Here is a 12239-nt window from a genome sequence, read left to right as displayed (position 1 = left end):
TTATTCAGCCTGAACGTTTACGGTTATTACGTGGTGTATTATTACGATGCGACAAATTGTTACGGCGCTGATGGTTTCCTGAACGCGAACGGTAGCGGCGTTTAGGCGCCGGTAAGTCTTGCAGCAAGGCTTGGCTGTTATATTTGCTGACCGGGATAGCGTGCTGAATATAACTTTCAATCGCAGGCAGGTTTAGAGCGTATTCTTCACAGGCTAGGCTGATCGAGTGGCCGCTTTCACCTGCTCGGCCAGTACGGCCAATGCGATGAACATAATCCTCGCAATCATCGGGTAAGTCATAATTAAAAACATGAGTGACTGAAGGAATGTGCAATCCACGGGCTGCGACATCAGTGGCAACTAGAACATCAATATGGCCGTTGCTGAATTCTTCTAGAATGCGTAACCGTTTTTTTTGTGCTACATCACCGGTTAGTAACCCAACTCGATGTCCGTCAGCGGCCAGATGCGCCCAGATATCTTCACAACGATGTTTTGTATTGGCGAAAATGATGCAGCGATCAGGCCACTCTTCTTCCAATAACGTTTGAAGCAGGCGCATCTTTTCTTCATTAGAAGGATAAAACAGCTCTTCGCGGATACGGTGTCCCGTTTTCTGTAGCGGTTCCACCTCGACATACTCTGCATGATTCATTTGCTCAAATGCCAATTCTCGGACTCGGTAAGAGAGTGTGGCAGAAAACAGTAGGTTCATACGTTCGCTTGCTGGCGGCATCCGGCGGAATAACCAGCGGATATCTTTGATAAAACCGAGATCGTACATGCGATCAGCTTCATCAAGAATCACAACTTGAACCGCATTCAGATTAATGTGCCCCTGTTTGGTATAGTCGATCAGACGTCCGGTAGTGCCGATAACAATGTCAACACCAGATTCCAGTACTTTTAGCTGTTTGTCGTAACCATCGCCGCCGTAGGCAAGACCCATCTTTAAACCCGTTACCTGCGCCAGATTTTCTGCATCTGAATGAATCTGTACAGCAAGTTCGCGGGTAGGAGCCATAATCAGCGCTCTTGGCTGATTGGTTTGACGCTCCTCCGCTGCGGGATGAGTCAGTAAATAATGAAAAGCAGACGCTAAAAACGCTAGCGTCTTCCCCGTACCGGTTTGCGCTTGCCCCGCGACATCACGGCCTTCAACAGTGAAAGGCAATGTCAATGCTTGTATCGGTGTACAATTAGAAAAACCCTTATTATCAAGAGCTTCTATAACCTTGGGGTGCAAGGCGAAGTCGGAAAACTTCTTTTCTGTCAAGTGTGTTTTACTCATAGTGTGGTAGAATATCAGTTAACCATTGTCTTACGAAAGTGTATCCACTGAAATAAAGGCAACCTTATATCAGTAATGTTACACTAGCATGGTAAAAAATTATTCTTTGGAGTAAAAAATGAGCGAAAAAATTATTCATTTGAGTGACGCTAGCTTTGATACTGATGTTCTTAACGCAGAAGGTCCAGTTCTTGTCGATTTTTGGGCTGCCTGGTGTGGGCCATGTAAAATGATCGCACCTATTTTGGATGAAATTGCCCCAGAATATTCAGGCAAGCTGACTATTGCTAAATTGAACATTGATGACAACCCGGCAACGGCTCCTAAGTATGGTATCCGTGGTATTCCTACACTGTTGCTGTTCAAAGATGGTCAGGTTGCTGCTACTAAAGTGGGAGCACTGTCAAAGACTCAATTGAAAGAATTTTTGGATGCTAATCTCTGATTGAAGTGAGCTCACATTAATACCGGGCGTTTAGCGTATATTATTATTTATTTCATTGACCGCTAGACGTCCGTAAAGAAGCGTGATAAGTTAGCGCCACTGCTTGTATCACATACGTCATGTTAGAAGTATGTTGCATACTGAATAATCTGTAGTGTCTGATAAGTCTGTTATCTCTGGATAGTCTAAAATATCCAATGGGTTATACGGGAATAATCTGGCGTATAGCTCGTTACGTTGAGATAGTTTTTATCGAAATCAGTAATGTTTCAGCATTATCTCAACAGCGTTTTTGACAGCCTGTCAGTCTTATTTGAGCTCAATCTTAGTACTTCAAATTATTACCTTTTTATATGAATAACGTATTAAAGGTCTGATTTGTTTTTTGTACAAAATAAACAGGCACCGATCGATGACGCTGCCATACTATTCACGTTCATAGTTCGAGATATACCCCGAGTTTAAGAACCCACCATTATGAATCTTACCGAATTAAAGAATACGCCGGTATCTGAACTGATTACACTCGGCGAAAATATGGGGCTGGAAAATCTAGCCCGTATGCGTAAACAAGATATTATCTTCTCTATCCTTAAGCAGCATGCGAAAAGCGGAGAAGATATCTTCGGTGATGGCGTGCTGGAGATATTGCAGGATGGATTTGGATTCCTCCGTTCAGCAGACAGTTCCTACCTTGCCGGCCCCGATGATATCTACGTTTCTCCTAGCCAAATCCGTCGTTTTAACCTCCGCACCGGTGACACAATTTCAGGTAAAATCCGCCCACCTAAAGAAGGTGAACGCTATTTTGCCCTGTTGAAGGTTAACGAAGTTAATTTTGACAAACCAGAAAATGCCCGCAGTAAAATTCTTTTTGAAAACTTAACCCCGCTGCATGCTAATAGCCGCTTGCGTATGGAGCGTGGTAATGGTTCCACTGAGGATCTGACTGCTCGTGTTCTGGATCTGGCGGCGCCGATTGGCCGTGGACAACGTGGTCTAATCGTCGCGCCACCAAAAGCGGGTAAGACGATGTTGCTGCAAAATATTGCTGCTAATATTGCTCACAATCATCCAGATTGTGTATTGATGGTGCTTCTGATTGATGAACGTCCAGAAGAAGTTACTGAAATGCAACGTCTGGTAAAAGGTGAAGTTATTGCTTCTACTTTTGATGAGCCAGCTTCTCGTCACGTTCAGGTGGCAGAGATGGTTATTGAGAAAGCAAAACGTCTGGTTGAGCACAAAAAAGACGTGATTATTCTGCTTGACTCTATTACTCGTTTAGCACGTGCTTATAACACTGTTGTCCCTGCATCCGGTAAGGTATTGACTGGTGGTGTGGATGCTAATGCGTTACATCGTCCGAAACGTTTCTTCGGTGCGGCGCGTAATGTGGAAGAGGGTGGAAGCCTGACCATTATCGCGACTGCGTTGGTGGATACAGGCTCCAAGATGGATGAAGTGATTTACGAAGAGTTCAAAGGTACAGGTAACATGGAACTGCATCTCTCCCGTAAAATTGCTGAAAAACGCGTCTTCCCAGCTATCGATTACAACCGTTCTGGTACACGTAAAGAAGAGCTACTCACTACCTCTGAAGAGCTACAGAAAATGTGGATTCTGCGCAAAATTATTCATCCGATGGGAGAAATTGATGCGATGGAATTCCTTATCAACAAACTGGCTATGAGCAAAACGAATGACGATTTCTTTGACATGATGAAACGTTCATAGTTTTTAACTCAGTTCATGATCATTTTAATCAGCGCCACAGTTTTGTGGCGTTTTTTGTATTCACCGTATTGTTATAGCACTGTATATGGCATGTATTTTGCATAATACTGTTTCCCAATAGTGTCATACATAGATGTAAAGGTTATTAATTTTTCTACAGTGAATAAATAAAGAAGAATACCCTCATGAAACGAAGAATTTATGAAGTTGGTTCCTGGCCAGAAAAACCATGTACCTATGGATAATAAATAACCAGGCTATATTTGTTTTTCACGGAGAATTTTTATCGTGAATATTCCCAGTATGAGTATCGAAGTTTTTTGCATTTTCCTGTTTTCGTTTGCGTTTTTATTTATGGCGCGTATCGTAGGAAAGAAGATTGGCCTCGTTGATAGACCTAATTATCGTAAGCATCATCAGGGATTAATACCTCTGGTGGGTGGGATTTCGGTATTTGCTGGGATCTGTTTTACTTTTGTTATAACAAACGAGTTTATACCTCATAAGTGGCTGTATTTAATTTGTGCCACTTTACTGGTATTTATTGGCGCATTGGATGATCGTTTTGATATCAGCGTTAAGGTCCGGGCAACCATCCAAGCGCTGGTTGGTATTGCGATGATGTATTTTGCTGGCCTGAAATTAGATAGTCTTGGTTATGCTTTTGGCCCTTGGGACATGACACTTGGACCGTTTAGTTATGTTGTGACACTATTTGCTGTCTGGGCAGCCATCAATGCATTCAATATGGTTGACGGGATAGATGGATTACTAGGCGGATTATCCTGTGTCTCCTTCGGTGCTTTGGGGATCTTGCTGTATCAAAGTGGTAATACGGCATTAGCATTATGGTGTTTTGCATTTATTGCTGCCATTCTCCCTTATATTGTTCTTAATCTTGGTTTATTAAGCCAACGCTTCAAAGTATTTATGGGAGATGCGGGCAGTACACTGATTGGTTTTACCATTATCTGGCTGCTCATTGAATCTACTCAGGGGAATGAACATCCTGTTAATCCAGTTACTGCGTTGTGGGTTGTTGCCATTCCATTAATGGATATGGTTGCTATTATGTATCGCCGGTTACGGAAAGGGATGAGTCCATTTTCTCCTGACAGGCAACATATTCACCACCTAATTATGCGGTCTGGGTTCTCATCTCGTCAGGCTTTTATTTTAATCACTGTTGCTGCCGCTTTATTAGCCGCTATCGGAATTACCGGAGAATGGTTGGAATTTGTGCCTGAATGGGTAATGTTGGCACTGTTCTTGCTTGCATTTGTGTTGTATGGCTATTGCCTCAAGCGTGTATGGAAGGTAGCCCGTTTCATTAAACGGCAAAGGCGTCGTATGCGCCGTTCAGCTCACCATTAAACATCTATTATTAGCAGAGGTTCTGTACAGTGATAAAATCAGAAACGAAATCTATTCAGGATGAACAAGCTCTGGAGCATGAGCTGGATATTAGAGCCTTGTGCAGTGCGCTATGGCGTGGAAAGATATGGATTGTTGTACTGGCAATAATTTTCGCAATTACGGCGCTAGGGGCATCTTATCTGATGCAACAAAAATGGAGTGCCACAGCAATTACTGATCTGCCTACGATTAATCAGTTGGGAAGTTATTATTCTCAACAGCAGTTTTTGCGCAATCTGGATACTCACATTAACATTTCACCGGAAACTCAGTTACCGTCTATTTCAGAAGAAGCCTATAAAGAATTTATCACCCAAATTGCAGCATATGATACTCGCCGTGAATTCTGGTTGAAATCTGATTATTACAAGCAGCAGCAGGAGGGCGATGCCAGAGCTGATGCGGCCTTATTAGATGAATTAGTCAATAATATTCAGTTTATTCCTCATGATGATAAAAAAGTGCTGAATGACAGCATTAAACTGACCGCTGAGTCTTCTAGACAAGCAAATCAGCTACTGCGTCAGTACATTGCTTTTGCCAATAGTCGCGCCAGCGCTCATTTAAATGATGAGGTAAAAGGTGCATGGACTACCCGTGCCCATTCTATGGATGCATTGGTTAAGCGCCAAGAAATGGTCGCTAAAGCGGTTTATAACCGCGAAATGAATGTATTACAGCAGTCCTTGAAAATTGCGGAGAAACAAGGCATTCGGCGCAATCAAACGGATACGCCGGTGGATCAGTTGCCCGATTCAAAAATGTTTATGTTAGGGGCGTCGTTGTTACAGGCTCAACTTGAGACTTTGGAAGCAATAGGGCCTAAGTATGGTGTGGACTATGACCAGAATATTGCAATGTTAGCAGCATTGAATGTTGACCCGACATTACAGGATCAATTCCAGGCTTACCGCTATTTGAGAACACCAGAGGAGCCGGTTACCAGAGACAGTCCCCGCAGAATATTTTTGATGATCATGTGGGGGGCAGTCGGTGCTTTAGTGGGGGCCGGCGTGGCATTGGTTAGATGTTCGCGTAAATAATCAGATAATTATTAGAAATAACTATTTCTGAAGGGATATCTTCTGCAACTCCAGCCGCAGGAGTAAATAGCATTAAGAGTATTGTTTGCAGGAAAATCTGCAAATTACTGACTATAAGAGAGTCACTGTGAAAGTGTTGACTGTGTTTGGTACTCGGCCGGAGGCCATTAAGATGGCTCCTCTAGTACACGCGTTGGCAAAGGATGAAGCCTTCGAAGCGAAAGTATGTGTCACCGCCCAACATCGGGAAATGTTGGATCAGGTGTTACACCTTTTTGAGATCATTCCCGATTTTGATCTCAATATTATGAAATCAGGGCAAGATCTAACAGATATTACCTGTCGTATTTTGGCAGGATTAAAGCCTGTTTTAGCAGAATTTAAGCCTGATGTTGTATTGGTTCACGGAGATACGACAACAACGATGGCAACCAGTTTGGCTGCGTTCTACCAACGTATCCCTGTTGGTCACATTGAAGCTGGATTAAGAACGGGTGATCTTTATTCCCCTTGGCCGGAAGAGGCGAACCGTAAGATTGCTGGACATCTGGCAATGTATCATTTTGCTCCGACGGAAAACTCTCGTAAGAATTTACAGAAAGAATCAATTACAGATAATCGAGTTTTTGTTACCGGAAATACAGTGATTGATGCATTGCTGTGGGTACGTGATCGAATAATGAGTAACGAGGCAATGCGAAGTAAGCTAGCGAAGCACTACCCGTTTATTGATACTAATAAAAAAATGATCCTAGTGACGGGGCATCGTCGTGAGAGTTTTGGTGGAGGATTTGAACGAATTTGTGAAGCGTTGGCACAGATAGCCCGCGCTCATCCAGATGTGCAAGTCGTCTATCCGGTTCATCTAAACCCGAATGTCAGTGAGCCAGTAAAGCGCATTTTGCATGATATTGACAACATTATTCTCATCGAACCGCAGGATTATTTGCCATTTGTTTATCTAATGAACCATGCCTATATGATCCTGACAGATTCCGGTGGTATTCAGGAAGAAGCCCCTTCTTTAGGAAAACCGGTGTTAGTGATGCGTAACACGACTGAACGGCCAGAGGCGGTTGATGCTGGAACGGTACGTTTGGTAGGAACAGAAACAAAAACTATCGTGGAAGAGGTGACTCGATTGTTGACAGACGATGCCGCCTATCAGCAAATGAGCCGCGCTCATAATCCTTACGGGGATGGCGATGCCTGTCAACGTATTCTCGACGCTTTGAAAAAAATCAGGTGACACTATGAGCTTTGAAACTATTTCTGTTATTGGTCTTGGTTATATTGGTTTGCCAACGGCGGCAGCGTTTGCATCCCGCAATAAGAAAGTCATTGGCGTGGATGTTAATCAATATGCAGTAGAAACCATCAACCGTGGTGCAATTCATATTGTAGAACCGGATCTAGACAAAGTGGTGAAAGTTGCCGTAGAAGGCGGTTACCTGAAAGCTGTGATTGCTCCGTTACCAGCAGATGCTTTTCTGATAGCTGTCCCGACGCCTTTTAAAGGCGATCACGAGCCGGATATGACGTATGTCCGTTCCGCAACCGAATCTGTGGCGCTGGTGCTGAAAAAAGGTGATCTGGTTATTTTGGAATCTACCTCGCCAGTAGGCGCGACGGAGCAGATGGCGGAATGGCTGGCAGCAGCGCGTCCTGATTTAACTTTCCCACAACAGGTTGGTGAGGAGTCTGATATTGATATCGCTTACTGTCCTGAACGTGTGTTACCAGGGCAAGTTATGGTTGAATTAATTAAGAATGACCGCGTTGTTGGCGGTATGACGTCAAAATCTTCGGCCAGAGCTAGTGAGCTGTATAAAATTTTCCTTGAAGGTGAATGTGTTGTCACTAATTCAAGAACGGCAGAAATGTGTAAGCTGACAGAAAACAGTTTCCGAGATGTAAACATTGCATTTGCCAACGAACTTTCCCTGATTTGTGCTGATCAAGGAATCAACGTGTGGGAACTGATTAGTTTGGCAAATCGCCACCCGCGTGTAAATATTCTCCAGCCAGGCCCTGGCGTGGGTGGTCATTGTATTGCTGTTGATCCGTGGTTCATTGTTTCTCAAAACCCGAAACAATCACGTCTTATTCATACCGCACGTATGGTTAATGATGACAAACCATTGTGGGTTGTGGAGCAAGTAAAAGCGGCTGTTGCGGATTGTTTAGCTGAAAGTGGAAAACGTGCAAGCGAAGTGAAAATTGCCTGTTTTGGTTTGGCGTTTAAACCAAATATTGACGACTTGCGTGAGAGTCCGGCGGCACATATCACCGGTATTATTGCGCAATGGCATGCAGGTGAAACGCTGGCTGTAGAGCCTCATGTTCATGAATTACCCGCTTCTTTGAAGGAAATAACTCGATTAGTTAATCTGGAAAAGGCGCTGGAAGAAGCAGATATTCTGTTGATGCTGGTGGACCATAATCAGTTTAAAGCTGTAAACAGTCATGAAATTAAACAGAAGTGGATTGTGGATACAAAAGGAGTCTGGCGTTGAGACGTATTCTAATCACAGGTGGTGCAGGTTTTATTGGTTCCGCGGTTGTGCGGCATATCATTGATAATACAGAAGACAGCGTGGTTGTGGTTGATAGCCTGACTTACGCCGGTAATCTGGCGTCTCTTGCCCCGGTTGCAGATAGCTCTCGTTATGCGTTTGAACAGGTTGATATTTGTCAACGTGGAGCGCTGGATCGGGTCTTTGAACAATATCAGCCGGATTGTGTGATGCATTTGGCGGCAGAAAGCCATGTGGATCGCTCTATTGATGGCCCTGCGGCATTTATCGAAACCAACATTGTGGGTACTTATACTTTGTTGGAAGCTGCGCGTGCTTTCTGGCAGAAACTCAGTGAAGAGAAACAGACTGTTTTCCGTTTTCACCACATTTCAACAGATGAAGTGTATGGTGATTTACATGATGAAGAGGGCTTTTTTACCGAAACAACACCTTATGCGCCAAGTAGCCCATATTCGGCGTCCAAAGCATCCAGCGATCATTTGGTAAGAGCATGGCACCGGACTTATGGTTTACCGGTCATTATCACCAACTGTTCAAATAACTATGGTCCTTACCATTTCCCGGAAAAACTGATCCCACTGATGATCTTAAATGCATTAGCAGGAAAATCTTTACCGGTATATGGTGAAGGGAAACAAATTCGCGATTGGCTGTATGTGGAAGACCATGCCAGAGCGCTTTATTTGGTTGTGACAAAAGCTGAGCCGGGCAAAACCTACAATATTGGCGGTCATAATGAACGCAAAAATATTGATGTGGTTTGTGCAATTTGTGAACTTCTGGAAGAATTTTGTCCTGAGAAACCCGCGGGCATTGCGTATTATCGAGACTTGATTACTTATGTTGCGGATCGTCCAGGCCATGATATGCGTTATGCCATTGATGCGGCGAAAGTTGGGCGTGAGCTAGGCTGGAGACCTCAAGAGACATTTGAATCAGGTATTCGTAAAACAGTTCAATGGTATTTGGAAAATGAAAACTGGTGGCGTAAAGTTCAAGACGGCTCTTATGCCGGTGAACGCCTTGGATTAGGTAAAAACTGAATGACGATGGGGGCAGTAAATATGAAAGGGATCATTCTGGCAGGTGGATCAGGAACCCGGTTGCATCCGATAACACAGGGTGTTTCCAAACAATTACTGCCAATTTATGATAAGCCGATGGTTTACTATCCTTTGTCAGTACTCATGCTAGCAGGGATACGTGATATTCTGATTATCTCTACACCAGAAGATTTACCTTCTTTCCGCCGACTGTTAGGTGATGGCGACAGATTTGGTATTCACTTAAGTTATAAAGAGCAGCCATCGCCGGATGGTTTGGCTCAGGCATTTTTGATTGGTGAGGAGTTCATCAACGGTGGGCCTTGCTGCTTGGTATTGGGAGACAATATCTATTTTGGACAAGGGTTCAGCCCAAAACTGAGAAATGTTGTGTCTCGTGGAAAAGGGGCGACTGTTTTTGGTTATCAAGTGATGGATCCTGAGCGATTTGGGGTGGTGGAATTTGATGACGCATTCCGCGTTCTTTCTATTGAGGAAAAACCAGAAAAGCCAAAATCCAACTGGGCGGTAACCGGCCTCTATTTCTACGATAATCAAGTAGTGGATTTTGCTAAGCAGGTCAAGCCTTCTGCCAGAGGTGAACTAGAGATTACCAGTATTAACCAGATGTATTTGGAACGTGGCGAACTAAACATTGAGTTGTTAGGGCGTGGTTTTGCTTGGTTGGATACTGGCACTCATGACAGCCTGATTGAGGCCAGCACTTTTGTACAGACCGTTGAGAAACGTCAGGGCTTTAAGATTGCCTGTCTTGAAGAGATTGCTTGGCGTAATGGTTGGCTGGATGATGTACAGTTAAGAGAAACAGTAAAATCCTTGTCAAAAACTGGCTATGGTCAATATCTGCTGGATCTGCTCCATGTCCGTGCGCGCCAATATTGAACCATTAGAGTGGGATAGCCACTATTTTGGGTTGTCCACCGCTCGCCTTGATTTCACACCTGGCGCCGGTCTGCTAACCTCATCTCAGTTAGATCAGTATGCTTTAGTGCAAGCTAAAGTACCTGCGCAGCGATTGGATCTTATTGATGGATTATTCGCGTTGGGCTTTTCGTTAGTGGAAGGAGAAGTGGACTTTTCCTTAATGATTGGCATAGAAAATGCTAAAGACAATTCTGAAAGTAATCTACTTTCGGCTGAGCGGCGAGATATCCCGATGTTGAAAGAGATGGCGTCCAACGTATTTCCTTTGAGTCGTTTCCGAACCCCGTGGTATCAACCACAGGATAGTGGTCGTTTCTACGCGACTTGGGTTGAAAAAGCGGTATTGGGGACATTTGATCATCAATGTTTGCTAGTAAATGGAGATAACGGGCAACCCGCAGGATTTGTTACTTTACGGGATATTGGGGCAGGAGAGGCTCGTATGGGTTTGTTGGCCGTATTCCCAGAAAATATTGGTTGTGGTATTGGCTCAAAATTGATGTTGGCGGCGCAGCAGTGGTGTCGACGCCACCAAATACGGCAGTTAAGGATTGCGACGCAAACCAGCAACATCGCTGCTTTGCGCCTTTATACACGCAGTGGTGCGTTTGTTGAGAGCACCGCGTATTGGTTATATAGGGGATGAAATGATTCCATTTAACAAACCACCAGTAGTTGGCACTGAATTAGATTACATGAAGCAAGCAATGGAGAGCGGTAAGCTTTGCGGGGATGGTGGTTTCACCAAACGTTGTGAAGAGTGGATGGAACAACATTTCAATTGTCCGAAAGTTCTATTAACACCATCTTGTACCGCCGCACTGGAAATGGCGGCTATTTTGCTAAATATCCAACCCGGTGATGAAGTTATTATGCCGAGTTTCACTTTCGTTTCCAGTTCTAACGCGTTTGTACTGCGTGGGGCGACCATTGTATTTGTGGATATCCGCCCGGATACCATGAATATTGATGAAACCAAAATCGAAGCAGCAATTACAGCTAGAACACGAGTGATTGTTCCAGTGCATTACGCTGGCGTGGCCTGTGAAATGGATACCATTATGGCTCTGGCAGAGAAATATAACCTGTTTGTCGTGGAAGATGCTGCACAAGGGGTAATGTCTACTTATAAAGGGCGTGCGCTGGGAACTATCGGACACATTGGTTGCTACAGTTTCCACGAAACCAAAAACTACTCTTCTGGCGGTGAAGGTGGTGCAGCGCTTATCAATGATCAATCGCTGATTTCCCGTGCGGAAATTGTTCGCGAAAAAGGGACTAATCGTAGCCAGTTTTTCCGTGGCCAAGTTGATAAATATACCTGGCGCGATATCGGTTCGAGTTATCTGATGTCGGAGCTTCAGGCTGCTTATTTGTGGGCGCAGTTGGAAGAAGCTGAGAAAATCAATGAGCGTCGCCTTGCCTTGTGGAATACCTATTATCAAGCATTAAAACCGCTGGCTGATGCTGGTCTCCTGACGTTGCCTGTCATACCGGAAGGGTTGGAGCATAATGCCCATATGTTCTATATCAAGCTGAAAGATGTTGAAGAACGTTCAGCATTCAATAGCTATATGAAAGACGCGGGTGTATTAACGGTATTCCATTATGTTTCTCTGCATACCAGCCCCGGTGGTGAAAAATTCGGCCGCTTCCACGGGGAAGATTGTTTTACTACCTGCGAAAGTGATCGTCTGGTGCGTTTACCGATGTTTTACAACATAACAGACGCTGAACAGCAGATTGTTATCAAACATATTCGGGAATACTTCGCCTGAT

General features: G+C 44.1%; 11 protein-coding genes. 10 read left to right on the top strand and 1 reads right to left on the bottom strand.

Features of this window, described 5'->3' with window-relative positions:
• Positions 1 to 4 precede the first annotated feature (4 nt).
• Complete coding sequence (rhlB, locus tag EAE92_RS02490; RefSeq protein ID WP_214066925.1) at positions 5 to 1291, bottom strand: ATP-dependent RNA helicase RhlB; 1287 nt, start codon at positions 1289 to 1291, stop codon at positions 5 to 7.
• Positions 1292 to 1409: 118 nt separating this feature from the next.
• On the opposite strand from rhlB, the gene trxA reads away from it, so the two are divergent.
• The 10 genes from trxA (at position 1410) to rffA (ending at position 12238) form a co-directional block, all read left to right on the top strand.
• Positions 1410 to 1736, top strand: coding sequence for a thioredoxin TrxA (gene trxA / locus EAE92_RS02485; protein WP_065388973.1), 327 nt, complete (start codon positions 1410 to 1412; stop codon positions 1734 to 1736).
• A 477-nt stretch (positions 1737 to 2213) separates the two neighbouring features.
• Positions 2214 to 3473, top strand: a complete 1260-nt coding sequence (rho, locus tag EAE92_RS02480; protein WP_011148733.1) for a transcription termination factor Rho — start codon at positions 2214 to 2216, stop codon at positions 3471 to 3473.
• 288 nt (positions 3474 to 3761) lie between these two features.
• The gene (wecA, locus tag EAE92_RS02475) at positions 3762 to 4847 is read left to right on the top strand and encodes a UDP-N-acetylglucosamine--undecaprenyl-phosphate N-acetylglucosaminephosphotransferase (RefSeq protein ID WP_214066924.1); all 1086 of its coding nucleotides are present in this window, start codon (positions 3762 to 3764) and stop codon (positions 4845 to 4847) included.
• Between the two features lie 29 nt (positions 4848 to 4876).
• Positions 4877 to 5932 carry an ECA polysaccharide chain length modulation protein gene (wzzE, locus tag EAE92_RS02470; protein WP_214066923.1) on the top strand — a complete coding sequence of 352 codons (1056 nt, stop codon included), beginning with the start codon at positions 4877 to 4879 and terminating at the stop codon, positions 5930 to 5932.
• A 127-nt stretch (positions 5933 to 6059) separates the two neighbouring features.
• Positions 6060 to 7181 (top strand): non-hydrolyzing UDP-N-acetylglucosamine 2-epimerase, encoded by a 1122-nt coding sequence (wecB, locus tag EAE92_RS02465; protein WP_214066922.1) that lies wholly within the window; start codon positions 6060 to 6062, stop codon positions 7179 to 7181.
• A gap of 4 nt (positions 7182 to 7185) precedes the next feature.
• Positions 7186 to 8448 carry a UDP-N-acetyl-D-mannosamine dehydrogenase gene (gene wecC, locus EAE92_RS02460; RefSeq protein ID WP_214066921.1) on the top strand — a complete coding sequence of 421 codons (1263 nt, stop codon included), beginning with the start codon at positions 7186 to 7188 and terminating at the stop codon, positions 8446 to 8448.
• Positions 8445 to 9515, top strand: coding sequence for a dTDP-glucose 4,6-dehydratase (rffG, locus tag EAE92_RS02455; RefSeq protein ID WP_214066920.1), 1071 nt, complete (start codon positions 8445 to 8447; stop codon positions 9513 to 9515). Before wecC ends, rffG begins: the two co-directional genes overlap by 4 nt.
• A 21-nt stretch (positions 9516 to 9536) precedes the next feature.
• Positions 9537 to 10418, top strand: a complete 882-nt coding sequence (gene rfbA / locus EAE92_RS02450; RefSeq protein ID WP_214066919.1) for a glucose-1-phosphate thymidylyltransferase RfbA — start codon at positions 9537 to 9539, stop codon at positions 10416 to 10418.
• Positions 10396 to 11106, top strand: a complete 711-nt coding sequence (rffC, locus tag EAE92_RS02445; protein WP_214066918.1) for a dTDP-4-amino-4,6-dideoxy-D-galactose acyltransferase — start codon at positions 10396 to 10398, stop codon at positions 11104 to 11106. Before rfbA ends, rffC begins: the two co-directional genes overlap by 23 nt.
• Before the next feature lies 1 nt (position 11107).
• A complete protein-coding gene (rffA, locus tag EAE92_RS02440) occupies positions 11108 to 12238 on the top strand; it encodes a dTDP-4-amino-4,6-dideoxygalactose transaminase (RefSeq protein ID WP_214066917.1) in 1131 nt (376 codons plus the stop codon).
• The last annotated feature ends 1 nt before the right edge of the window (position 12239 follow it).

Origin of the sequence: Photorhabdus hainanensis, from assembly GCF_018448965.1 — a bacterium.
GTDB classification, from domain to species: domain Bacteria; phylum Pseudomonadota; class Gammaproteobacteria; order Enterobacterales; family Enterobacteriaceae; genus Photorhabdus; species Photorhabdus akhurstii.
This window is presented reverse-complemented; position numbering and strand designations above follow the sequence as displayed.

Bases quoted from the DNA above. Each gene is read 5' to 3' on its own strand.
- trxA (WP_065388973.1), top strand. From the start codon at position 1,410: ATGAGCGAAAAAATTATTCATTTGAGTGACGCTAGCTTTGATACTGAT.
- rfbA (WP_214066919.1), top strand. From the start codon at position 9,537: ATGAAAGGGATCATTCTGGCAGGTGGATCAGGAACCCGGTTGCATCCG.
- rho (WP_011148733.1), top strand. From the start codon at position 2,214: ATGAATCTTACCGAATTAAAGAATACGCCGGTATCTGAACTGATTACA.
- rhlB (WP_214066925.1), bottom strand. From the start codon at position 1,291: ATGAGTAAAACACACTTGACAGAAAAGAAGTTTTCCGACTTCGCCTTG.
- rffA (WP_214066917.1), top strand. From the start codon at position 11,108: ATGATTCCATTTAACAAACCACCAGTAGTTGGCACTGAATTAGATTAC.
- wecC (WP_214066921.1), top strand. From the start codon at position 7,186: ATGAGCTTTGAAACTATTTCTGTTATTGGTCTTGGTTATATTGGTTTG.
- rffC (WP_214066918.1), top strand. From the start codon at position 10,396: ATGTCCGTGCGCGCCAATATTGAACCATTAGAGTGGGATAGCCACTAT.